Origin of the sequence: Bifidobacterium psychraerophilum, assembly GCF_000741705.1 — a bacterium.
GTDB classification, from domain to species: Bacteria; Actinomycetota; Actinomycetes; order Actinomycetales; family Bifidobacteriaceae; genus Bombiscardovia; species Bombiscardovia psychraerophila.
The window spans coordinates 270,205-293,550 of sequence record NZ_JGZI01000008.1; the positions used below are offsets into that span (position 1 = coordinate 270,205).

Here is a 23,346-nt window from a genome sequence, read left to right on the forward strand (position 1 = left end):
ATGGCCGAATCGATGGGGTGCGTTCCCCTTGATTCGGCCATCACTTATATGTGGGCGTATGGCCGAGGGGCCGGCAGCCCTTCCGGTGAGCCTTGCCTTCGGCGGTGGCATTGCCCGGCCTTGTGGCGCTGGATTAGACTTTGTTGTGGATGGATGACGGTTGACGGGTCAAGGCGTGGCGGCTCAATACAGGCCAAGGCGATAATTACCAGGGAGATGTGTGCATGGTTGGAATGCGTGATGTGGCCAAAAAGGCGGGTGTCGCGCTCAGCACGGTGTCCCTGGTCGTCAACCAGAGCGGGTATGTGTCCGAACAGATGAGACGGCGCGTCGAAAGCGCCATGCGGGAGCTGGACTATATCCCCAATGAGCTGGCACGCAACCTGTACCACGGCCGTTCCCATATCATCGGTGTGATCGTTCCAACCATCGAGCATCCCTTCTTCTCCACCCTGACCGCGCACCTGCAACAGGTGTTCGCCAAGCGTGGTCTGTATACGATGCTGTGCTCCACATTCGATGTCGGTGAGGGGGAGGCCACATACGTCGATATGCTTCGACGGCGAATGATGGACGGCATCATCATGGGAGCGCACACCGATTACCCCGCTCATTTCTGGACCTCCATCGAGCGTCCCGTCGTGGCCTTCGACCGCTTCATCGGGCCCGAGATCAAATCGGTGGGGTCGGATCACGAGCAGGGAGGAGAGCTCGCGGCCACGATCTTCGCATTGACGGGTGTGCGCCATGTGGTGGAGATCGGCGGCGCACGCTCACGCTTCCATGACGTCGCGGATGGCGGCGCTGCCGGGGTGGCAGCCGAAGCCGACAAAGCCGAGGTGCTTGGAAGCCATACCACCTTTCCGCCTGTCAGGTACCAGCTTTCCTTCGAATCCGTTCTCAGCGCCGCGGGCATACGGTACGACTACATGGAGATCCCCTCTGTGGCCGATCTCTCGGAATTCGAGAGGGTGGCGCGGAGGGCCTTCGAGCGCTTCCCGGATGCGGACGCCATCATGGCCCCGGACCTTGCGGCGTCGTTCTGCGTGCAGGAGGCTTTGCGCAGGGGGATCAGGATTCCTGATTCGCTGCAGATCCTCGCCTATGACGGAACATACGTCACCGATGCCGCCGGGATGAAGATCACCAGCATCCTTCAGGACTTCCCAAGCATCGCCCGCAGTCTGTCGGACTGCATGCTCGAAACGATCAGCAAGGATGCCGGCGTCGAGGTGGACGGGGACGCGTCTGATACGAATCCGGAGGTCCTCCGCGAAGGGCATGTGACGGATGAGGAGGCCAGCATGGTGGGAAACCTCAGCCACACGATTCCCATGAAGGTCAAGATCGGGCAGACCACGCGCTGGAACGAGGCCATCCGCGAGCTGCTGCTCGGTTCTCATCCTCAGACCGACTGAACCCCGCTATGCTGAATGGCTCATAGCGGGCTGGGCTTTTCATCTCTGCTGTCGAACCGGTTCGATACACTTTTCCGCATAGAAGTCATACACGAAGATGTGACCGTTTCGCGAACGAACAAGGAGGTCCGATGCTGAACAAAGTACAGCTCATCACCTATGCCAATCGATTGGGCGAAGGAACGATCGAGTCGATGACGAAGGAATTGCGCGGCAAATTCGCAGGAGCATACGAGGGTGTGCACATCCTTCCCTTCTTCACCCCGTTCGACGGTGCGGACGCCGGTTTCGACCCGATGGATCACACCGCGGTGGATCCGCGCCTGGGCTCCTGGGACGACGTAGCGGAACTTTCGCAGTCACACAGCATCATGGTCGATGCCATCGTGAACCACGTGAGTTGGAAGTCTGCCCAATTCCAGGATGTACTCGCCAAGGGCGAGGATTCGCCGTACTACCCGATGTTCCTCACGATGAGCTCCATCTTCCCGGATGGCGCGAGCGAAGAGGAGCTGACGAGCATATACCGCCCCCGCCCGGGTCTGCCCTTCACCCACTACGATTTCAATGGCACGACCAGACTGGTGTGGACGACCTTCACCCCGCAGCAGGTGGATGTCGATACGGATTCCGACGCAGGTTGGTCATATCTGATGTCGATCCTCGATAAGATGGCTCAATCCCATGTCTCCTCCCTTCGCCTCGATGCGGTTGGGTACGGTGCCAAGGAGGCGGGTACAAGCTGCTTCATGACTCCGAAGACCTTTGCGCTGATCGGGCGTCTTCGTGAGGAGGCGGCCAAACGAGGGCTCGAAATACTCATCGAAGTTCATTCCTATTACAAAAAGCAGGTTGAGATAGCCAGCAAGGTCGATTGGGTGTATGACTTCGCACTGCCGCCCCTGCTCCTGCATTCGCTCTTCACGGGAACGGTCAAGCCCCTGGCCGAGTGGGTGCGTATCCGTCCCACCAATGCCGTCACCGTGCTTGACACCCATGATGGCATCGGTGTGATTGATATCGGCCCTGACCAGATGGACCGTTCCAAGCAGGGTCTCATCAGCAACGAAGCCGTCGACCAACTCGTCGAAACGATTCATGAGCGGACGCATGGGCAAAGTGCCGAGGCCACCGGTGCGGCGGCATCGAATCTCGATCTGTACCAGGTCAACTCAACCTTCTACTCCGCCTTGGGAGCGAATGATCAGGAATACCTGGCCGCCCGGGCCGTGCAGTTCTTCCTTCCGGGAGTTCCGCAGGTCTACTATGTCGGTGCGCTTGCGGGCGAGAATGATATGGATCTGTTGAAGAAGACGAATAACGGTCGTGATATCAACCGTCATTATTACACCTCGGCCGAAATCGACGAGAATCTTCAGCGGCCGGTCGTGCAGGCCCTCAACGCCCTGTGCCGATTGCGCAACACGCTGGATGCCTTCGACGGAAGCTTCTCATATGAGGTGAAGGGCGAATCCATCGAACTCGCGTGGTCGGGTGCACACACCTCGGCGAAGCTGGTTTTTGCTCCTGGCAACGCGGACGCGATGTCCAGACTCGAATGGAACGACGGTTCCGCGGACCACAGCAGCAGTGATCTCTTGGCGGATCCACCACAGATAGATTGATGTCAAGGCGTCACCGTGAAGACGGTGGCGCCATTGTTTTGCAAGTGTAGGGGGTATCGTGTCACGCGGAACATGGAACAATAACGACAAGGAGGGCGACGCATCGCACAGGCGTGGCCCTGCGGACAAGGCCTCGGCCCAAGCCGAGACCCAAGGGATACGGATGTTTGCCGAGACGGCCCCGGTCGTGGCGGCCGCAGGAGCCGTATCCCCATCGCACTCGGTGGATTCCGCCATTCCCGATGCAAACTCGGCCTTCGTGGATATGCGCGATCCCATGGTGAGCGCGGATGGGCATCGTCCCAACAGTCGTGAGATCATCCGGCTGACCATCGGATTCACCTTGAGCGCCATAGCATGCGCGATTCCGTGGGTGGCCCTGAGTTCGCTGATCCTGCCGCAGCTCCTCGATCAGATCGATCCCAGCACCCGTGAGGCGATGATCGGCACGATCAATGCGGTCGGTTCCGTCGTCGCGCTGCTCTCCAATGTGGTGTTCGGCACCCTTTCGGATCTGACGCGTTCGCGCTTCGGCAGACGTTCGCCGTGGATCATCGGCGGTGGCCTGCTCACGGGTCTATGCATTTTCGGCATCGGATTCACCGATTCCCAGACCATGATCCTGGTGCTCTGGTGCACCGCGCAAATCGGATACAACATGATGCTGGCGCCTTTTGTGGCCACGATGTCCGATCGCGTGCCGGATAAGGTTCGCGGGACGGTTTCGGGATTCTATGGTGCGGGCATCGCGATCGGACAGACCTTGGGCTCGCTGATCGGTTCACAGCTCATCGGGCATATCCAGGGTGGCTTCTTCATGGGTGCAGCGGTTTTCGCCGTTATCGGCATAGTCACCGTACTGGTGTGGCCCCGTGAACGTTCAAGCGTGGATGTGGCCCGCGAGCCTTTCAGTTGGCGGATGCTGATGAACAGCTTCCGCCCCCCGCGCCATGCCCCCGACTTCTACTACGCCTTGTTCGGGCGGACGTTGATGATGGCCGGATACAACATGGTCACCATGTACCAGCTCTATATCGTCAAATACTATGTGCTGAAGGATTCGGGATTCGACGAATCCGATCTCGCAGGCCATGCGGCCTCGATCATCGCGACGATGTCGATCATCACCCTGGTCGTGTCTCTGGTGGCGGCAATGGTGGCGGGCCCCATCTCCGACAGGATGGGAATGCGCAAGGTGCCGATTTCCTTGGCAAGCTGTCTCTTCGCGGTCGGCGTGGCGATGCCCTGGGTCATGCCCAATCAGTTCGGGATGTATCTTTTCGCAGGAATCGCAGGCTTCGGCTACGGGGTCTATAACGCCATAGACCAGGCGCTGAATGTCGCGGTGCTGCCGAATCCGGAGGAGGCAGGCAAGGACCTGGGTATCCTCAATCTGGCGAACACCCTGTGCACGGTGCTCGGTTCGCTGCTGGCTTCGGGCGTGGTCCTGCTTTCCGGGCGCAACTACATGTGGATCTTCCCGACCGCGATCATCGTGGTGCTTCTTGCCGCATTGCTGATCATGCGCATCAGAAATGTGAAGTAGGGGGCTTCGGCCTCCCCGCCTCGACTGACGGCTATGTCCACTATGTGGACGAGCTCGGTGCTTGTCGGGCGACCCGGACCTAAGGTCTGTCTCAGTCCGGTTGAGAGACATCCGGTTATGAACGAAAGCGAGGTGTTGACATGATGAGGGCATATCTCCAGCATGTGGATAGCACCGTCGCGAACGTTCATGGTGAAGAGCTGCGAATTATTAGCCCGTCTTCGTTGGCGGACTGAAACAGCATTCCATACTGTTCGACCCCACCACGAAGAGCGGGGTTCTGAGCAGACCGGACGATTCATTTCATTCACATGTGCATGCATGTCATTGGCGTGTCCGTCATCATTCTCAGATTGAAACCCCGCTTTGCAAGCGGGGTTTTGTTGTATCGCAAGTCGGAATACGGCATGCGGTAACTGATGAGGAGATGACAAGGATGACAACAGTCGACGTTTCGGCTGACACGAGCCTTCCGCAGGCCGGCGAGGCCACCGCGGAAAAGGCGCCGAAGGCGGCAGGCCGTGTTGAAGGCGGCCCGGCATTCCGTGCGAAGATGTCCACGCTGGCCCGTGATTCGGTGAAAACCGTGATCGGCGCTTCGATGGTGGGCACGGCCATCGAATTCTATGACTTCTATGCGTATGGCACCGCCTCGGCGAATTACTTCCCCAAGATCTTCTTCCCTGAAGCCAACCCCACCGTGGGATTGCTGGCCTCATTGCTGACCTTCGCCATAGCCTTCATAGCCAGGCCCCTGGGATCCCTGCTGTTCGGACATTTCGGGGATCGCATGGGGCGGAAGACCACGCTGGTGGTCTCTTTGCTCTTGATGGGCTGCGCGACCGTGCTGATCGGCTGTCTGCCGACATACGGCACCTGGGGTCTGTTGTCTGTGGTGCTGTTGTGCGCCTGCCGCTTCGTGCAGGGCATCGGATTGGGCGGTGAATGGTCGGGCGCGGCCCTGGTCGCCACCGAGAACGCCCCGGCCGATCGCCGAGCGCTCTATGGTTCCTTCCCCGAGCTTGGAGCGCCGATCGGCTTCTTCCTGTCGAATGGCACCTTCTTCCTGCTGGAGATGTTCTGCACGCCACAGCAGATGCTGAGCTGGGGGTGGCGCGTGCCGTTCCTGCTTTCGGCGGTGCTGGTCGTCGTCGGTCTGACGATCCGTGTGCATATGGAGGAGACCCCGATATTCCGTATGGCGCTTGAGCAGCAGAAGGCCGTGAAGGCTCCTCTGGCCGAAGTCTTCCGCAGAAGCTGGAAACAGGTGCTGCAGGCGACCTTCCTGGTCGCGGTGACGTATACGCTGTTCTATACCCTGGCGACCTGGTCGCTTGCCTTCGGCACCAAAGCCAAGGGACAGGGCGGCGGTGGTCTGGGCTTCACCACTCAGGAGTATCTGCTGATGCTGATGGTGTCCATCGTGGTGTTCGCCGCGTTCATCGTGCTCTCCTGCGTGTACGCGGATCGTCTGGGGCGCCGCAGGGTGCTGGTTGCCAGCTCGGTGGCCTTGGTGGTGTTCAGCCTGCTGTTCCCCTACCTGCTGATGGGATATCGCAATTTCTTCCAGGTCATGGTCTTCCTCTGCGTCGGTTTCGCGCTGATGGGTGTGGCCTTCGGGCCCATCGGTGCCATGCTTCCCGAACTCTTCCCGACGAATGTGCGGTATTCGGGAGCCGGGATCGGCTATAACCTCGCCGCCATCGTGGGCGCCGCCTTCGTGCCGACGATAGCCACCTGGCTGTCCTCGCATTGGGGTGTGCGCTCGGTCGGCCTGTATCTGGCCTTCATGGCGCTCTGCTGCCTCGTTGCGGTGCTCAGCTGCCGTGAGACCAAGGATGTCGATTTCAGTCGTTAGATGTCATCGATCATGAACGCCGCCGGCGTTTAGGGAATGGGGTTCGCCAATGTAAATCAGTGTGAAGAGGAACAACATGCAGCACAAAGCACGAAATCCGCGCAATACAGTCGACCCGTAATAGTCCACACAATGAACCTGGGCGGGTGCATGGCGGTGAGTCAGGTAGAATCGACTACGGCTACCATCAAAGACTTTATTTCGGTGGAGTCGAACGAGACAAAATCTCGGGGTTTCCACCGATCAACAGCGACTGTAAGTACACAACAACAAACGGCATGGCAGCAACCGTATTTCTGCCGGTAAAAATAAATAAGGAGTAGTGCATTCATAATGGCAGCACAAATCTGGTATGAACAGGATGGCGATCTTTCGGTGCTTCAGGGCAAGAAAGTGGCCATCATCGGCTACGGCTCGCAGGGTCACGCCCACGCGCTGAACCTCAGGGATTCCGGTGTGGATGTGGTCGTCGGACTACGCCCGAACTCGAAGTCCGTTGAGTTCGCCAAGGAGCAGGGCCTTGAGGTCAAGTCCGTTCCCGAAGCTAGCGCCGAGGCTGATGTGATCATGATTCTGGCGCCTGATCAGTACCAGCGTACGATCTGGACGAACGACATCGAGCCGAACATCAAGGAAGGCGCAGCAGTCGCCTTTGCCCACGGCTTCAACATCCACTACGGCTATATCAAGCCATCAGCGGATCATCCCGTCTTCATGGTCGCGCCTAAGGGCCCGGGCCATATCGTCCGTCGTGAGTACGCTGCGGGACGCGGCGTGCCTGTGGTCGTCGCCGTGGAGCAGGATCCACGTGGGGACGGCTGGGACATCACCCTGGCTTATGCCAAGGCTCTGGGCGCTCTGCGCGCAGGTGCGATCAAAACGACCTTCAAGGAAGAGACCGAGACCGATCTCTTCGGCGAGCAGGACGTGCTCATGGGTGGCATCAACCATCTGGTCGAGTGCGGCTTCGAAGTGCTGACCGAGGCTGGATACCAGCCGGAGATCGCCTACTTCGAGGTCTGCCACGAGCTGAAGATGCTCGTTGACCTGATGAACGAGGGTGGCCTGAACAAGGCTCGTTGGAGCTGCTCCGACACCGCCCAGTATGGTGATTACATCTCCAAGGTCGTCGACGATTCCACCAAGGATCGTATGCGCTACCAGCTGGGACGCATCCAGGACGGCTCCTTCGCCAAGGAATTCATCGACGATCAGGATGCGGGTGCTCCCAAGTTCAAGGAACTGCAGGAGAAGTACTCCCACGAGAAGATCGAGGAAGTCGGACCGAAACTGCGCGCCATGTTCTCCTGGAACAAGGGTGAGGCTGCGGATGCTGATGAGGCTCAGTCCTTCACCGGCAAGATCGCACGCGCACAGGTTCAGTAATATCTGATCCGGCGGATGTCGGGAATGGGCTGTAGCCGATTCCCGACAAGGCAGGATCCCATTCGCAGATGGTTCGATCCATCTGGCTCTCGTAGCATGTAGGCCACAACCCCAGGGTTGTGGCCTACATGTGTTTTACATGATGCACGGCCTACCTCTGATGCGAGACGATGCCGGAGATGTGAAGCGCCGTCCTCTGCCATACGACAAGGGAGTCGCCCGCGCCCCTGCGACATGCTTCATCTCTCGGATGGCCGAAGATGTGGATGTCCTTGCAACTGGGGCTTCGCATGGGGTATGCCATGCAGGGCCCGTACGCCGCTGCGCGATAATTGGCGCGCCGCGCAAAGGATCATGATTCCAGCAGCCATAAGCAGGCTCCCGATCGCCAGCGGCCAGACAATGCCGCTTCCGGTATCGCTCAGTCTCCCCGCCGGGGTCGAATGTGTCTTTTGCCCTGCGGCCCGCACCGTGGCTTGCTTGGCGTCGGATGTTCCTGACGAAGGCGTCGTATCCGATGCGGAGCTGCCGGTGCCGTCACCCTGTCCGGCGATATTGCCTGCGGAACCCGTCTGGGTCGGGCTGGTACCTGGGTCCGGGGTGGGGGAGGGTTGCGCATCCGCGCCGTTGATGGTGTTCAGCGTATACGCCAATGCGTTGTGACCATCGGTGCTCACCTGAATGGTGGATTGCTTATCCGTGGACAGGCGGAGCATGGTGTAGGTCCGTCCGCTGCCCTGTACCGTGAATTCCACGCTGCTCTGATCCTGCAGGATCTGCATGGTGAGTGAGCGGGGTGAGGCGTTCCCGGCGGACGCGGCGATGACCTTGGTGTATTCGTATACGCCATCGCCATCCGTCAGCCTGCTGGTCGAGCGGGTGACGGTATAGGTGGCGGTGTCGGCATCATAGACGATGGTCGCCGATGAGTCCGCCTGCACCAGGTTCACGGTGATGTGACCATCCACGGAGGTATCCTCATCGGTATTGGTGAAGGTCAGTTCCGCCTTCTGCCAGGATGGACGCGTGATGTTCAGCAGTTCCTGGCTTCCTGCGGCGCTGCTGGCATTGCCGGTCAAGGCTGTGTCGAACAGTGCTGTCGGCTCCACGAAAGTGCTGGCGAGTGTGTAATCTCCGGAGACGCCGCTTAATGTCAGACGGCGGGCCAGGCTTATCGAACCGAGTTTGTAGGTGATGCCGTTATCGTCGCTGATGTCTTTGGCGGAATATCCCCAGTTGCCCATCCACGCCAGTGAGGTGATCTGTGTTTCGCTGTCCTGGATGAAATTGGCGCCGTAATAGTCGGAACCGTCATCAACCCGTTTGGGCTGCTGCTCGCCCACGAAGACGTGATCCGCATCCAGATGCCCGACCATATAGTACGTTCCCGTGGTGCTTCCGTACTGATAGCCATTGGCACCGAAGAAGAGCAGGGTTTTCTCCTCGCCGGTGATCGGATCTTTGAGCGTTTTGATGTTCGGGCATTCGATGCTTCCGAGATCCTTGCCGTTGAGAGCGCCGGCGTTCAGTATCGTAGCGCCCACGTATGCAAACGTGATGCCGTCCTTGCTGGCGTAGGTGCCGATTTTATCTCCTTCGGCGAGGTACATCATCATGGTCCGGGATTCGGAATCATAGAGCATGTATGGGTCGCGGAAATCGGTGTGGTCATTTGGGGCGCTCATGATCGCCGAGTCGCGGTAGGGCTCGAAACTCATCCCCCCGTCCGTCGAGTACGCCACGAATTGCTTCTGGACACCCTCAATATAGCTGGTGAAGTAAGCGACGAGGGCGTCTTCGGGCAGATCAGCGAAGAAGCCCTGCCTGTTGTCGATGATGGTGCCTGTGGCCATCGAGAACCACACCCCGTTGAACTTCGGTATGGAGACGCCCACATCGGTGTAATGCACGAAGTCCTTGGTCTTGACGTGGTACCACACGGTTCCGTCGCCATCGTGCTTGTACATTGGGTTCTGGATGTACATGAAGTGGTAGTACCCGTCATCGCCCTTCCAGATGCTCTGAATATCATTCAAAAAGCCTTGTGGGGTGTTGTAATGGTAGAACTGGTCGAATTGGCTGCTGGTGAGCCCTGATGCCACGGTGTTCTGCGTCATCGTCGCCTCGCCTCCTCCATTGCTCTCGCTCGCGACTGCCCGTGGAGCCGATGCGATGCCCATGCCCAGAGCGGTCATCAGGCATAGGACGCTTGCGATGATCCTTCGTATGGCTAGGGCCCTTGCGGTGCCGGCCATCGTAGCCGGTGCGGCAATGGCTGCTCCCGCCGGAAGGTTCGTGTCTAGGGGCTTTCGCCCCGTATCTGTGTTTGACGGCATGGTGTTCATATATGGGTCTCCCGAAGAAATGCAACAGCGTTGTTGCAGATGCGCTTTCGGCATCAAGGGGAACTCTATTGCGTCAAACGTTTGACGGCAAATTCATGCAAGGCGGGGCACGATCATTCCCGGCCATGCCCCCTCAGATCTTCGGGGTGCGCATGGAGTGGCGGCGCCGTCGAAACTCGAATGCGCAGAGCAATGAGAGCAGCCATAACGGGCCGATGATCACGGCTACGCGATAACTTGGCGAGAAGCACATCAGTACCACCACCAGAGCCAGAAATACCAACACGATCCAAGGCGTGATCCGCGGCCAGGGGAGTTTGAATCGGATGCGCCCCAAGGCGTCCTCTCCCCGGATTCCGGCCAGTTCGCCCGGTCCTTCACCGGCGGATACATGTCTGCGGAACTTGCTTTCGGTAATCATGATGATGGACCAGTTGATGATTCCCGCAATCGTCGCGATGGACATCAGATAATTGAATGCGAAATCCGGCCAGAGGAATACGATCACCACCGCGACCGCGGTTATCGCCGCCGAGGTCAGGACTCCTGCGGTCGGGACGCCGTTGCGGGAGAGACGTGCGAGGTAGGTTGGGGCGTTCCCCTGTCGTGCGAGCGAGAACAGCATGCGGGAATTGGCGTACAGCCCTGAGTTATACACGCTCATCACAGCCGTCAGGCAGACGATGTTGAGGATTCCTGCGGCCGCATGGATCCCCACGGAATCAAAGATCTGTACGAATGGGCTGACCACGACCCCGTGGGCATTGGGCACCCCGATGCTGTTCCACGGCACGACGGCCATGATGATGCCGAGCGCCCCGATGTAAAACAGCAAGATGCGCCAGATGATGTCGTTGGTGGCTTTCGGGATGCTGCGCCGCGGATCGGCTGCCTCACCTGCGGTGATCCCGATGAGTTCGGTGCCGCCGAAGCTGAACATGACGACCGTGAGCGCCATCAGCAGGCCTGACCACTGGCCGTCGCCTGTCCGGCTGAGCAGACCATGCGGCAACACCCCGCCGTCCACCGTGAACCAGTTGGCGAAGGATGCGGGAACGCCGCTAAGAGTGTGTAAACCCAGCAGCAGCACCGCTACGCCCCCGGCGATCATGGCCAGAACCGCGACGATTTTGATGATGGCGAACCAGAATTCGAATTCGCCGAAACGGCTGACCCCCAGCAGGTTGACGCCTGTGATGACGACGAGGAAGACCGCGGCGGAAAGCCATGCCGGAATCGAGGGGAACCAGTAGTTCACGAATGAGCCGACCACGGAGAGCTCGACCATCGACACCAGGACATAGTTGAACCAGTAGTTCCATCCCGAAATGAAGCCCGCCCGTTGTGACCAATACCGGCTGGCATAGTAGCTGAATGCCCCGGCCTTCGGATCCTCAACGCTCATCTCCCCAAGCGCCCGCACGATTAGGAAGATGATGCCTCCGCCAATCAGATAGGCCAGAAGAATCGACGGCCCCGCCAGCGAAATCGATTCGCTTGACCCATAGAACAAACCTGTGCCTATGGCGCCTCCGAGCGCAATCAGCTGTATATGGCGGTTCTTGAGTGTGCGCCTCAGCTCCTTGCGTGCATCGTCGTCTTGTTCGATGCTGCCGATGCTGCGCTTCGTCGTGTCCCGATCGTCGGATTCCACCATGCTCCCCCCGGATGCCGGTCATATGCTCCCTGGCATGTGGCCTAGGATTTCTGAACAGGTCCGCGCTCGCGGCATGTGGCGATGGCGACCTGATCCGAATGCTCTTGAAGCTTAGTCGCTTGCCGGGCCAGAGTGCGGTTTTCTATGCTTATCATGGAGAAAGCAGTGATAATACGCACCACTGAGCGCCAAGGAGGCTGCGTTGTCCTACATTCAATTCGACCATGTGGTCAAGGAATACCCATCGGGTGAAGAGAGCATCAGAGCCCTCGACGATGCCAGTTTCACGGCGGACAAAGGCGGTCTGACCATTATCCTCGGAGCCTCGGGTGCGGGCAAGACCACGGCGCTGAACATCCTCGGAGGCATGGATACCCTGAGCTCCGGAACCGTGAAGGTCGACGGCCGGGATATCTCCGGGTTGTCCCGCAAGGAACAGACACTGTACAGGCGCAGCGATATCGGATTCGTCTTCCAGTTCTACAATCTTGTGGCCAGTCTGACGGCCTTGGAGAACGTGGAGCTGGCCTCTCAGATATGTCCGGACCATTTCGACCCCAGAGAGACTCTGGAGAAGGTTGGTCTGGGCAACAGACTCGATAACTTCCCCAGTCAGCTCTCGGGAGGTGAGCAGCAGCGTGTCGCCATAGCCCGGGCAATCGCCAAGCGTCCGAAACTCCTGCTCTGCGACGAACCGACAGGCGCCTTGGACTATGTCACAGGCAAACAGATCCTGCAGCTCCTGCAGGATATCAGCCAACGTGAGGGCATGACGGTCGTCATCATCACGCATAACACCGCGATCTCCGCAATGGCGGATAAGGTCATTCATTTCCGCAGTGGCCGCGTCTACAACAGCACCGACAATCCGCGGCCGCTTCCTGTTGCCGAAATCGAATGGTAAGTGATGATATGAGTGGTGACGGCCATCGAACTCGTATGAGCTCGGCTTTGCTGAAGGACACCTGGCGTACTTCGGTGAGGAACTGGAAACGATTCTTTTCGATCGTAGTGATCACGACGCTTGGTGTTGCGGTGCTCACGGGCATCTACGCCGGGTGCCGGGATATGCTCTTATCGGCCGACCGCTTCTACGACGCGCAAGGGCTTTTCGATATCCAGGTGGTCTCATCCGCAGGCCTGACCGATGACGATGTGACGGCGCTCAGCAAGGTCGAAGGCGTGCAGACGGTCCAGGCGGAGATGTCCGCCTCCGTGAACACGGATGTCGCCGGTACCAGTAAAAGCGCGACGATCAATCGGATCGGTGGCCAGGGTCTGAACAAGAGCTATCTTCAGGAAGGTGTGCTGCCATCGAAATCGGGACAGATAGCGGTAACGCGGCAGTTCATCGTCGACAGTGGCCTGCATATCGGGGATACCCTTGACGTCACTGCTTCGGATACCGACTCCTCATCGGGCGCGGCCTCCGCGCAGGGAGAGCCGGTGTTCCCCGGCAGCTACACCATTACCGCAGTGGTGCTCGATCCCAGCGACATAGCGAATCCGGAAGGATACAGCACAGGTGCCTTCCGCTCGAACGATGCCGAAAGCTACGCCTTCTTCGTGTCTTCCTCGAGCATGGAGGGGTCGCTGTACACTGCGATTTCCCTGAGGGTCTCGGACGCTGAACAGCTCGACACCTTCTCTGATGAGTACAGTGCAAAAGTGCAGCAGGTCGTCAGTCGTATAGAGGATTCGGTGGCCCCGGAGCGTCAGCGCGCCAGGGAGCGGCAACTCACAGCCCAAGTGCAGGAGGCCCAACGGCAAGCGGCCGCGGACTCCGTTTCGGATGCAACAGGGCGGTCATCAGCAGAGGCAAGTGATGAATCGCTTTCCATCCCGACGGTGCAGTGGCACGTGCAGAACAGATCGTCGATCACTACCTACTCGAATCTGAAAAGCGATCTGAGCTCGATTGAATCCATAGGTCGTGCATTCCCGGTGGTGTTCCTCGCGGTGGCGATCCTGATGAGCCTGACCGCTATGACGCGCATGGTCGAGGAAGACCGTGGGCTGATCGGCACCTACCTTGGTTTGGGATACGGCAAAATCGCCATCATCACGCGATATGTCGGCTTCGCGCTTGCGGCGTGCCTGCTGGGAGGGGTGTTGGGCAATATCGTCGGTTTCGTCGGCATCCCGGTCTTCCTGATGCAGGTGCTCAAAGGGCTATACGTCATACCCGACGTGTCACTGTCCTTCGATCCGGCGTACGGTCTGGGAGGTGTCGCGCTGTTCACGGTGGGAGTCGTCGTCTCGACCCTGCTGGCTTGCAGGGGGGAGACGAGTCTGACACCTGCGCAGCTGATGCGTCCGAAATCTCCGAAGGCCGGTTCACGCGTGTTTCTGGAGCGCTTCACCTGGGTGTGGGGGAGAATGAGCTTCCTCAACAAGGTGACCGTACGCAACCTGTTCCGATTCAAAAGCCGTCTGCTGATGACGGTCGGTGGCATCGCCGGGTGCACGGCTCTGATCGTCTGCGGTTTCGCCATCAACGACACGGTGCAGACCTTGGGATCCAAGCAGTATTCGGATATTGACCGATACGATCTGCTCAGTGTCGCCGCATCCGATGAGACGGCCGCCGCGATGAAAGAGCGCCTTGCCGATGACGGGAAGGTGAAGAGTTCCGTGGAGGTCCGGGTCGGCAGCGCGGAAATGCTCAACGCCGAGGGGAACAGCGAATCCATACAGCTGATCGTCGTCCCTGATGGGCAGGATATCGCTCCGATGGTGGATCTGCGCCCCGCGAGTCAGGGTTTGGGCCGGATGTTCGGCTTCGCCAAAGCTCCTTCGGAACGACCACGCTTGACCTTGGGCGACGATGGGATTCTGGTGGCGCAAAGCGCCGCCAACGCCATGGGCATATCCGGCAACAGCACGGTCTCCCTGCGCGCGGACGGCCTTGACCAGCAGAAGGTCAAGGTGCAGGCGGTGTTCCGCAATGTCATCGGAAGCGATGTCTTCATATCCCAGAGCCTGTATGAGTCGAGTTTTGGCGTGAAGGAGGCGGGATTCGTCACCAACGCGGTGATGGCCACACTCAACGGTGATGAGGATTCACAGATCAGTTATGCGCAGCGGTTGGTGAAGTCTTCGGATGTGGCCTCTGCTATCAGCACCGCGGATATGGAACGCAGCTTCGCATTCGATTTGATGAGTGCGGTTGTCGCTCTGATCGTTGTGCTCGCGGGCTGCCTGGCACTGGTGGTGCTGTTCACGCTTGCCAGCACCAATGTATCCGAACGGGTTCGTGAGATGGCCACGCTCAAGGTTCTGGGATTCACGGACCGTGAGATCCATCTGTACGTCAACAAGGAGATGCTGATACTGACCCTGCTCGGCACTCTGCTGGGATTGCCGCTCGGTCGGGTGGTCGGAGGCATGCTCACAGGAGTGCTCGATATGCCGGGAATGTTCTTCGAAGTCGAAATCAATTGGGTCAGCTATGTGATTTCGGCCGCGGCCACCTTGTTCTTCGCCTTCATCGTGCAGTTCAGCACCAACATGGTGCTGAACAGAATCGATCCGGTGGGCTCACTGAAAAGCGTGGAATGAGGACGCCCATTCCCACGGGCCTGTTCCGCCCCGTTCCTGTCAGGCGGTGAACAGACGTCCGGGGAAGTCGCGCGATAGCAGCGCACTCCGATCGGAGAGCACCACCGCGCACTCGAATTCGAATGATTCGGCGAGGCTTGAGGGGTCGCAGACGAACAATGCGGTGGAAAGACCGTCCGCCAGTGCTGTGGGGAAGGCTTCGATGCCGACGGCACCGTTTGCGTGGTCACGTGAAGCGGAATCCGACGAGGTGCGTTGCGTCACCCATGTGGCCGCCACTTCATTGGCGGGCATTCCATCTATCGCATTGAGCAGATGATGCATCATCACAGGGCCGCCTTCGCAGTCAGATGTATCGCTCCCGTCGGCCTTCTCGCCCGGGACGGTCCATCTGCGTCTGCTGGGAGCCGAGGCGCATAGCGAGGCATGCGTCAGATTCGCCATGCCGACCGCTTCATCCTCGTTGAAGGGGTCCTCAAGCGCGACACGTACCGCATCGAGGCATTCGATACGCAAATCCCCGCCCGCGTCAATGAGATAGTGGTCATGTCGCTCCGCACAGGCTGCAGCCAGCAGATCCACCATGAAACCCTTGCCTGCAGCGCCAAAATCAAGGTGGAGGGCTTGTCGGGTGATCAGGGTCGTGCCATGCCTGGTAACAGCCTCGCCCCAATTGGCGCGTCCGTGTATGGCGCCGACCGCATCACGGGCGTGTGGAATGGCATGGAAAGCGAGGTCCGGACCGTAACCGAGCTTCACCAGGTCAGAGCCGACCAAGGGGTCGATGGCACCGTGCGTCGCATCGAATAATCCGTCATACATCTCAAATAGTGGAGCCAGGTAGTCGGGGAAGTCGAAACTGCCTCCATGCTGCGCGCGGGACATCGTGCTGAGCAGTGAATCCTCGCGAAAGCGCGAGAGCACCGCTTCGTAGTCCTCGATCATCAGACGGAGCCGTTCATACAGGTCATCGTCGATTGGCCGCGCGGTATGCATTACGATGCCCGTGCCTAGTGCTTCCGGGAAAACGGACGCATGCTGGAGGTCTTGAACGGAATCGGCCCCGGCCTCTTCGGCGCTCCTCTGACGATGTTGCATACAGGACACTGTACTCATCGAGAGGGGATGGACGATGGTCGCACCGATACGTCAACTCGTCAAAAATTCATTTTATACACCACAATTTTGGGAAAAACAAGACTGCACTTTATGCTAATTTTCAGCTACATTGCATACTGGTGATTTTCTCACGTCAATTCCCTCACTGAATACGGAAAGTGTTGCAGCATGCAATCTCGCATATTCAAGACCGTGCGACGCCCTGTTGCGCTGTTTGCTTTGCTGGTCGCGTTCATCGCGATGTCATCGCTCTGTCTGCCCCAGGCATCCGCGGCGGACGCCGACGGCGGCGATTACTCCAGCTGGAGCGAAATCGCGACGACGACGAATGCGCAGCTTGCCAAAGCGGAAGAGAGCTACGCCGGCGGTGATACCGCAGGTGCTTCCTCGAAATTCAGTGCAGCCTACAACAGCGTGTATGTGGCCTCTAATTTCGCGAAGGTCGTCAATGACACACTTGGCGCGAACAGTCAGCAGAGTTTGCAGCAGCAGTTCCAGGCGATAGAACAGCTTTCCTATACGACCGGCAATACCGAGGCCATCAGCTCGAAGCTTTCCGCATTGCAGACGGATCTTCTTGCCAGTGCGCGGCAATTGGACCAGGAGGCGAATCTCTCCAATCCAAAGGTCTATGCCGAAAACCTGAACAAACAGATCGAGGAACAGCGCAAAAAACTCGATGCGGCCAAAAAGAACAAGAACACCGGCAGGGGTGATCAAAGCTGGTCCGAGGTGGCCGATCAGATGACCGCCCTGCTGGACAAGGCCTCCAAAGCCTCCGCGGCTGGTGATGGGCGTCAAGGTTCCGATCTGGTCAATGAAGCGTATTACCAGTATTACGAGAAACTCGGTTTTGAGAAAACGGTGATGAACGCCATCAGCGGCCGCCGTGTCTCACAGGTGGAGTACCAGTTCAAAGAGACGCGCATGGCCATGGTCCAAGGGGAGTCGGACAGCAAGGTACAGGGCCTTGTCGATGATCTCAAGACCATGATCGTTGAGGATGCCAAAACCTTGGACGGTGGTGCCGCGGGAGACGTGAATCCGATGACCGCATTCTTCACCAGCGCCTTCGGGCAGGCCTTCGTGGTCCTGCTGCGTGAGGGGCTTGAGGCTTTGCTTGTGGTTGCCGCGATCATCGCCTACCTGGTAAAAGCCGGTCATGGCAATAAGGTCCGCTACATTTACTGGGGTGTCGTCGCAGGTCTTATCGGCAGCGCGTTGATGGCCCTGCTGTTCACATTCGTATTCAATTCGGCGGGTGCCCATCAGGAGATGCTGGAGGGGATCACCGCACTGATCGCGATGGTGATGCTGCTCTACACCAGTAATTGGATGCTTTCGAAGTCATCGGTGGATTCATGGAACAGCTATATCAAGGAGAAAACGGTGGCCGCCGTATCCACGGGCAGCGTGGTATCCCTGGCCTTGCTCTCCTTCCTGGCGGTATTCCGCGAGGGTGCTGAAACGGTGATGTTCTATCAGGCGATCTTCACGATGGCGCCAAGTGGCAGTAGGGAGATCTGGATGGGCTTTGCCGCCGCCGCGGTGGTGCTGGTCCTCTTGTTCCTGTTGATCCGCTTCACCTCCGTGAAGATTCCGATTCGTCCCTTCTTCATGATCACCAGTGCCCTGATGGCGGTTATGGTGGTGATTTTCGCGGGAGGCGGCGTACACGCCCTGATTGAGGGAGACATCGTTCCCGCCACCTATCTGCCGGCGGTGCCGACGAATGACTGGATCGGTCTGTATCCATATGCGCAGACTGTGGCCGCGCAGATCATCGCGCTCGTGGTCGTCGTGCTGCTGTTCGTGGTTTCGGTCTTCCGCCAACGACGCGTGCATGCCGCGGCCGTCGCGGGAGCCCAGGCCGTCGATGCGGGCGCAGCCGCGGATACGGCACATCACGGCGATGCGGACGCAAAGTAAATCTTCCCTCCATAATTCAACATCCTCACATACCAAGGAACAAAGGAAAGAGAACATGAAACAACACAAGCAACTCATGGCTGTGGCGGCGTTGGTGCTGTCCGGCGCGTTGGCCTTGTCCGGATGCGGAAGCTCCAACAGCTCATCGGGCACTTCCAAGGCCGCCGACGCTTCGGACACCTCCTCATCAAGCGATTCGGGCGCGGGATTCGAAGAGGTTCCCATCGGGGACGACCAGCAGAAGGGGCCTCTGAACATCGGCACGGTGTTCTTCCAGCCCGTTGATATGGAACCGGCCGGTATGGGTCTGGCAGCCGCTGATTCCAACATGCACCTCGAGGCGGATATCCACGCTCTGGCGAACAACAATCTGGGATATGCCAAAGGCGAGTTCGTCCCTGATCTGACGGTGAACTACACGATCACCGATGAATCCGATGCGAGTAATACGCAGTCGGGAACCTTCATGCAGATGAACGCTTCCGATGGTCCTCATTACGGTGCCAATATCAAGCTTGCGAAAGCCGGAACCTACAAGCTCACCTACAAGATCGACTCGCCGGAGAAGAAGGGCTGGATGCTGCACGTCGATCCGGAGACCGGTGTCACCGGCAAGTTCTGGACGGACCCCATAACCGTCTCCTGGGATTGGGACTACACCCCCCACGAATGGTAGAGGTATGACCGAAGAGGGATGATTGCCTGGTAATCAGACTCGGCGAGACTTTCGCTTGTTATTGCACCGCATACTGCAGCCAACTGGGATAATCATCGTTTTCCACCCTTCCCCATATGAATGCGACAGCATAAAATCGGGAAGGGTTCCTTCGTGAGTTCGTAACAATCAAAACCCGCCAAGATAGGGGAGCAGGGCACAGATGCTTGAACAGTTCGTGACCGTGTTACCGGGGACACTGGGACCCGCGTTGCTGGTGATGAGTGTGAGCGCCATGCTCCGCGTCGGTGAGGGCAGGGAAAAACCCCGTAGTTCCTCGTGGCGTCTGTATGGTCTGATCGTCGGCATCCTTGGGGCTGTGGTCTTCGCGGCCCTCCGCGCGAGCGCCGTGATCAACCAGCGCACGGTGGTGAATTATCCGACCCTGGTATGCTGCGTGATTGCCGATATCGCCCTTTTCGTGGTGCTGATAAACGCGAAGCGCACCACGTCCCATTGGGCGGAACATCCACGTCGTATGGACATGGCCAACGGCATAGCCGCAATCGCCTTGGCGCTGACCGTTTTCCGCGCCCTTCCCGACGTCATCCTGGAGCTGACGATCTTCGTGGAACCGGGGGATCCGGTATTCACATCGGATATGCTGCTCCGTGCACTCGGATTCCTGCTGGGTCTGGCGGCATCGGTCATCGTCGCGTATATTGTGCGTTCCTTGCGTTCGACGGCCTATGCCTGGTCCTTCAATCTCGCGGCGCTCATCCTGCTGGTGCTGGTGTTCGTGCAGCACCTCACATCCTTGTTCACGGTGATGCAGTCCACCGGAGACCTGATGTTGCACGGTCTGACTTTCAAACTGCTGGTCTGGTTCATCAACCACGGGACCCCGATCATCATCGCCCAGCTCGCCGTTTTCCTGATTCCCGCCGTCGCATCGATCGTTGCGGGCTTCCGTATGCCTTTGGTCGGCGAGAACAATGCCGTCGTGCGGACACACGCTGCATTCAGACGCAGAGCCAAGGCCGCCGGAGTCTGGACCATACTCGCCGTCATTGGTGTGACCGTCGCGTTGACCTACGGCGTTGCCCAGACCAACAAGGTGCCGGTTCTTTCCCCTCCCGAATCGTATTCACTCTCAAAGGACGGGGACGTGGCCACCATCTCCTTCTCACAGCTTGCGGACGGGCATCTGCATCGCTTCGAATACAAGGCCAAGGACGGAACCGTCATGCGCTTCATCATCATCAAGAAGAACGGAGGGGCCTACGGAGTGGGTCTGGATGCTTGTGACAACTGCGGGGATGCCGGATACTACGAAAAGGATGGCAAGATCATCTGCAAACGATGCGATGTCGCCATCAATCTCGCTACGATCGGTTTCTCCGGTGGATGCAACCCCATACCTTTCCCCTATCAGGCCGGGCATGGTTCGATTACGATCCAGACCTCGGATCTTGATGCTTTGTCAAGCCATTTTCAGAGCTGACGGGAAGTGATGGCATGTTCCTCAATCGCATGGTGTTTCGTTCGCTGAGCAGGCAGCTGAGCAGACGCATCCTCATCGCCGTGAGCGTCGGTCTCTCGGCATGCGTCTCGGTTGCCATGCTGGGGGTGGTCTTCGATGTCGGGGACAAGCTGAATGCGGAGCTCTCGACCTATGGATCGAATATCGTCGTTCAGCCCAAATCGGATGCCGTCGTCTCGGACCTGTATTCCGCAAACGACGCGGACTCATCGGGAAGCGCCTTGGATTCCGATCCCGCATCCTTCATCAAGGAATCGGATATTCCGAAGATCAAAACGATTTTCTGGGCATACAACATCACCGATTTCGCACCCCAGCTCAATACGCATGCGAAGGTGGGGGTGAATTGCGGCGGCGATTCATCCGGTGCGGCCTGCCATTCGGTTTCCGCTCCCCTGGTGGGCACATGGTTCCATAAGAAGATCACCGCATCCACCGGGGAATCATCAACGGTGGGTGTTCAGGGGATGCGATCATGGTGGAAGCTGACCGGTTCATGGGCGAAAGACGACAGCGACCAGGCGATGATCGGCAGCACGCTCGCGAAAGAGCTGGGTGCCGCTGTCGGAGACACCTTGACCGTGGGCAAAGGGAACGCCACACAGCAACTCAGGATAAGCGGCATATTTGATTCAGGGGATGACGATAACGGCGCGGTCTACCTATCGTCCTCTGCCGTGCAGCAGTTGGCGGGTCTGCCGGACCAGGTGGATCGCGTCGAGGTGAAGGCACTGACCACGCCGGAAAACGATCTGGCGCGCAAAGCAGCCCGCAATCCCGGCGCATTGTCCCAGGCGGATTGGGAGACCTGGTATTGCACGGCATATCCATCCTCGATCGCCTACCAGATCGAAGAGGTGATCCCCGGATCGGTGGCGAAACAGGTGCGTCAGGTCGCCGCGCTGCAGGGTGATGTGATGCAGAAGACGCAGGCGGTCATGATTCTGATGACGGCGTTGAGCCTGATCGCTGCGGCAATTGCCGTCGCCAATCTGATGGCGGCAGCGATCGCGGAGCGCTCCTCCGAATTCGCTCTGTTGAAAGCCATAGGAGCGACTGATGCATCGGTAAGCAGACTGGTGGTTATGGAGACCGCCTCGGTCAGCCTGTTTGGTGCGCTGATAGGGGCGGGGCTCGGGTCGGCGGCGGCCCAGGTCGTGGGGCACGTGGTGTTCGGATCAGGTATCACGATGCGACCGATGGTCTTCGTGCTGGTCTTTGTCCTGTTGGCGGTCACCGTTCTTGCGGCATCGCTGTCAGGGATTCGATCGATTCTCAGGTTGCGGCCTGCGGAGGTGCTACATGGCAGGTAAATCCAGAGGAGGGAAGATGAAGGGGCGTCGCGGACGTTTCGGCATGGGAACGATGACCAATGGTCGGATGTTCACCATCATGATTCTGAGCGCTGTGTTCCGCAGGCGTTCGCGTGCGGTGATGGCGGTCATCGCATCCACGGTCGGCGCGGCGACGCTCTTCTGCCTTGCGGCCGTGTGCATCGCGGTACCCCAGCAGATGAGTGAGGATATGCGTTCCTATGGTGCGAATCTGATTGTGACACCTGTGGAAAGCGCTTCCTCTTCCGCAAACGGTGTCGATGCCGCGATGGTCACCCATACCACTGAAATGGTTGAAGCGAAGACTCCGGCCAAGGTGGCCACCTATCGCTACGAGACCGTGCGCATCAATTCCGCCTCATACATCATGGCGGGAATCGACTCGGCCAAGGTGAAAGCCATCAACCATCACTGGAGCGTCCAGGGGAGTTGGCCGGCACCGGGCAAGGTGATGGTCGGCAGTGATGTCGCCTCGGCACTCGGTCTGAAAATCGGTGGTGACATCACCATCGCCTATCGCGCCGCGGACAACGGTGGCGGAGCCTCGGGAGCTTCTGCTTCGGCGTCGTCATCGGCCTCATCCACGGCGGCTCCTTCGGCGAGCAGCAAGGACGGCAGGGTCTCAACCGACATCCTGGAGGAAGGCGGCACCAGCTTCACCGTTGGTGGCATCGTCGACACCGGCGGTTCCGAGGATGAGATTGTGTATGCGACGGCGGCCGACCTCGACAAGCTCGCCGGAGGCGCACGTGGTGCTGATCTAATCGAATATTCGGCAGAGGCTTCCGGATCGGCGCTGCAATCCATAGCCGACAGCATCAACGCGATGACCAGCATGGGCGTCAAGGCCCAGACGGTCACCAAAATCAACACAGCCAACAGCAGGATCATCACCATGTTACAGACCTTGTTCTGGTTGGTTTCGGTCGTGGTGCTCGTGCTCACCTTCGTGGGCGTTGGCACGACGATGACCTCGATCGTCTCCCAACGCCGTAACGAAATCGGATTACGGAAGGCGCTCGGGGCCCCATCGGCTGGTGTCGGCACCGAATTTTACGCGGAATCCCCGATGTATGGCCTTTTCGGCGGAGTGTTGGGTACCGTGCTCGGCTACGGTCTGGCCCGCGTACTGTGCGCGATGGTGTTTGAGCGCGCCTTGCCCATGAACTGGCCTTTGGCCGCCGTCTCGGTGCTCTGCAGCATCTTCATAGCCGTCATCGCGACGATCCGCCCGGTAAGGAAGGCATCTCGAATCGATCCGGCGGTGGTGCTGCGCGAGGAATAGGCCTGCCGGTCCTCTGTGCGGCGGCGGGCTGCACAAAGGCCGGTGCGAGGTGAGATGACGGAATGTATGTGAGGTGTGTGATCGA

At 58.8% G+C, this 23,346-nt stretch carries 15 protein-coding genes; 12 read left to right on the forward strand and 3 right to left on the reverse strand.

Annotation, left to right across the window (positions count from 1 at the left end; translation table 11 throughout):
- Positions 1-224 precede the first annotated feature (224 nt).
- The 5 genes from BPSY_RS03520 to ilvC all read left to right on the forward strand — a co-directional run bounded on the left by BPSY_RS03520 (position 225) and on the right by ilvC (position 7,833).
- A complete protein-coding gene (locus tag BPSY_RS03520) occupies positions 225-1,418 on the forward strand; it encodes a LacI family DNA-binding transcriptional regulator (RefSeq protein ID WP_081884206.1) in 1,194 nt (397 codons plus the stop codon).
- 131 nt (positions 1,419-1,549) lie between these two features.
- Positions 1,550-3,043 carry a sucrose phosphorylase gene (gtfA, locus tag BPSY_RS03525; protein WP_033497229.1) on the forward strand — a complete coding sequence of 498 codons (1,494 nt, stop codon included), beginning with the start codon at positions 1,550-1,552 and terminating at the stop codon, positions 3,041-3,043.
- A 58-nt stretch (positions 3,044-3,101) separates the two neighbouring features.
- On the forward strand, positions 3,102-4,589 hold the full coding sequence (locus tag BPSY_RS03530; RefSeq protein WP_238556791.1) for an MFS transporter: 1,488 nt from the start codon (positions 3,102-3,104) through the stop codon (positions 4,587-4,589).
- 553 nt (positions 4,590-5,142) lie between these two features.
- The gene (locus BPSY_RS03535) at positions 5,143-6,447 is read left to right on the forward strand and encodes an MFS transporter (RefSeq protein WP_033497314.1); all 1,305 of its coding nucleotides are present in this window, start codon (positions 5,143-5,145) and stop codon (positions 6,445-6,447) included.
- A gap of 333 nt (positions 6,448-6,780) precedes the next feature.
- Complete coding sequence (ilvC, locus tag BPSY_RS03540; protein ID WP_033497227.1) at positions 6,781-7,833, forward strand: ketol-acid reductoisomerase; 1,053 nt, start codon at positions 6,781-6,783, stop codon at positions 7,831-7,833.
- Between the two features lie 239 nt (positions 7,834-8,072).
- Here ilvC and BPSY_RS03545 read toward each other — a convergent pair whose 3' ends face one another.
- Complete coding sequence (locus BPSY_RS03545) at positions 8,073-10,088, reverse strand: glycoside hydrolase family 32 protein (RefSeq protein WP_162178434.1); 2,016 nt, start codon at positions 10,086-10,088, stop codon at positions 8,073-8,075.
- Between the two features lie 223 nt (positions 10,089-10,311).
- Entirely contained in the window at positions 10,312-11,835 is a 1,524-nt protein-coding gene (locus BPSY_RS03555; RefSeq protein WP_081884210.1) for an amino acid permease, read from the reverse strand.
- A gap of 202 nt (positions 11,836-12,037) precedes the next feature.
- On the opposite strand from BPSY_RS03555, the gene BPSY_RS03560 reads away from it, so the two are divergent.
- The gene (locus BPSY_RS03560; protein WP_033497225.1) at positions 12,038-12,739 is read left to right on the forward strand and encodes an ABC transporter ATP-binding protein; all 702 of its coding nucleotides are present in this window, start codon (positions 12,038-12,040) and stop codon (positions 12,737-12,739) included.
- A gap of 35 nt (positions 12,740-12,774) precedes the next feature.
- The gene (locus tag BPSY_RS03565; protein ID WP_051921622.1) at positions 12,775-15,396 is read left to right on the forward strand and encodes an ABC transporter permease; all 2,622 of its coding nucleotides are present in this window, start codon (positions 12,775-12,777) and stop codon (positions 15,394-15,396) included.
- Positions 15,397-15,435: 39 nt separating this feature from the next.
- Here the strand turns inward: BPSY_RS03565 and BPSY_RS03570 are convergent, their stop codons facing one another.
- A complete protein-coding gene (locus BPSY_RS03570; protein WP_051921624.1) occupies positions 15,436-16,494 on the reverse strand; it encodes an FAD:protein FMN transferase in 1,059 nt (352 codons plus the stop codon).
- A gap of 189 nt (positions 16,495-16,683) precedes the next feature.
- Between BPSY_RS03570 and BPSY_RS03575 the strand changes: the two genes are divergently transcribed.
- From BPSY_RS03575 to BPSY_RS03595, 5 genes are all read left to right on the forward strand, one after another.
- The gene (locus tag BPSY_RS03575; RefSeq protein WP_033497221.1) at positions 16,684-18,444 is read left to right on the forward strand and encodes an FTR1 family iron permease; all 1,761 of its coding nucleotides are present in this window, start codon (positions 16,684-16,686) and stop codon (positions 18,442-18,444) included.
- 55 nt (positions 18,445-18,499) lie between these two features.
- Positions 18,500-19,120 (forward strand): iron transporter, encoded by a 621-nt coding sequence (locus BPSY_RS03580; protein ID WP_033497220.1) that lies wholly within the window; start codon positions 18,500-18,502, stop codon positions 19,118-19,120.
- Between the two features lie 202 nt (positions 19,121-19,322).
- Positions 19,323-20,603: a DUF2318 domain-containing protein gene (locus tag BPSY_RS03585; protein ID WP_033497218.1), complete on the forward strand. Its 1,281-nt coding sequence runs from the start codon at positions 19,323-19,325 to the stop codon at positions 20,601-20,603.
- A 14-nt stretch (positions 20,604-20,617) separates the two neighbouring features.
- Positions 20,618-21,955, forward strand: coding sequence for an ABC transporter permease (locus tag BPSY_RS03590; protein ID WP_033497216.1), 1,338 nt, complete (start codon positions 20,618-20,620; stop codon positions 21,953-21,955).
- A gap of 52 nt (positions 21,956-22,007) precedes the next feature.
- On the forward strand, positions 22,008-23,261 hold the full coding sequence (locus BPSY_RS03595; RefSeq protein ID WP_033497306.1) for an ABC transporter permease: 1,254 nt from the start codon (positions 22,008-22,010) through the stop codon (positions 23,259-23,261).
- Positions 23,262-23,346 lie beyond the last annotated feature (85 nt).

Coding starts and splice junctions, on each gene's coding strand:
- BPSY_RS03520 (WP_081884206.1), top strand. CDS start 225: ATGGTTGGAATGCGTGATGTGGCCAAAAAGGCGGGTGTCGCGCTCAGC.
- gtfA (WP_033497229.1), top strand. CDS start 1,550: ATGCTGAACAAAGTACAGCTCATCACCTATGCCAATCGATTGGGCGAA.
- BPSY_RS03535 (WP_033497314.1), top strand. CDS start 5,143: ATGTCCACGCTGGCCCGTGATTCGGTGAAAACCGTGATCGGCGCTTCG.
- ilvC (WP_033497227.1), top strand. CDS start 6,781: ATGGCAGCACAAATCTGGTATGAACAGGATGGCGATCTTTCGGTGCTT.
- BPSY_RS03545 (WP_162178434.1), bottom strand. CDS start 10,088: ATGGCCGGCACCGCAAGGGCCCTAGCCATACGAAGGATCATCGCAAGC.
- BPSY_RS03555 (WP_081884210.1), bottom strand. CDS start 11,835: ATGGTGGAATCCGACGATCGGGACACGACGAAGCGCAGCATCGGCAGC.
- BPSY_RS03565 (WP_051921622.1), top strand. CDS start 12,775: ATGAGCTCGGCTTTGCTGAAGGACACCTGGCGTACTTCGGTGAGGAAC.
- BPSY_RS03570 (WP_051921624.1), bottom strand. CDS start 16,494: ATGCAACATCGTCAGAGGAGCGCCGAAGAGGCCGGGGCCGATTCCGTT.
- BPSY_RS03575 (WP_033497221.1), top strand. CDS start 16,684: ATGCAATCTCGCATATTCAAGACCGTGCGACGCCCTGTTGCGCTGTTT.
- BPSY_RS03580 (WP_033497220.1), top strand. CDS start 18,500: ATGAAACAACACAAGCAACTCATGGCTGTGGCGGCGTTGGTGCTGTCC.
- BPSY_RS03585 (WP_033497218.1), top strand. CDS start 19,323: ATGCTTGAACAGTTCGTGACCGTGTTACCGGGGACACTGGGACCCGCG.
- BPSY_RS03590 (WP_033497216.1), top strand. CDS start 20,618: ATGTTCCTCAATCGCATGGTGTTTCGTTCGCTGAGCAGGCAGCTGAGC.
- BPSY_RS03595 (WP_033497306.1), top strand. CDS start 22,008: ATGACCAATGGTCGGATGTTCACCATCATGATTCTGAGCGCTGTGTTC.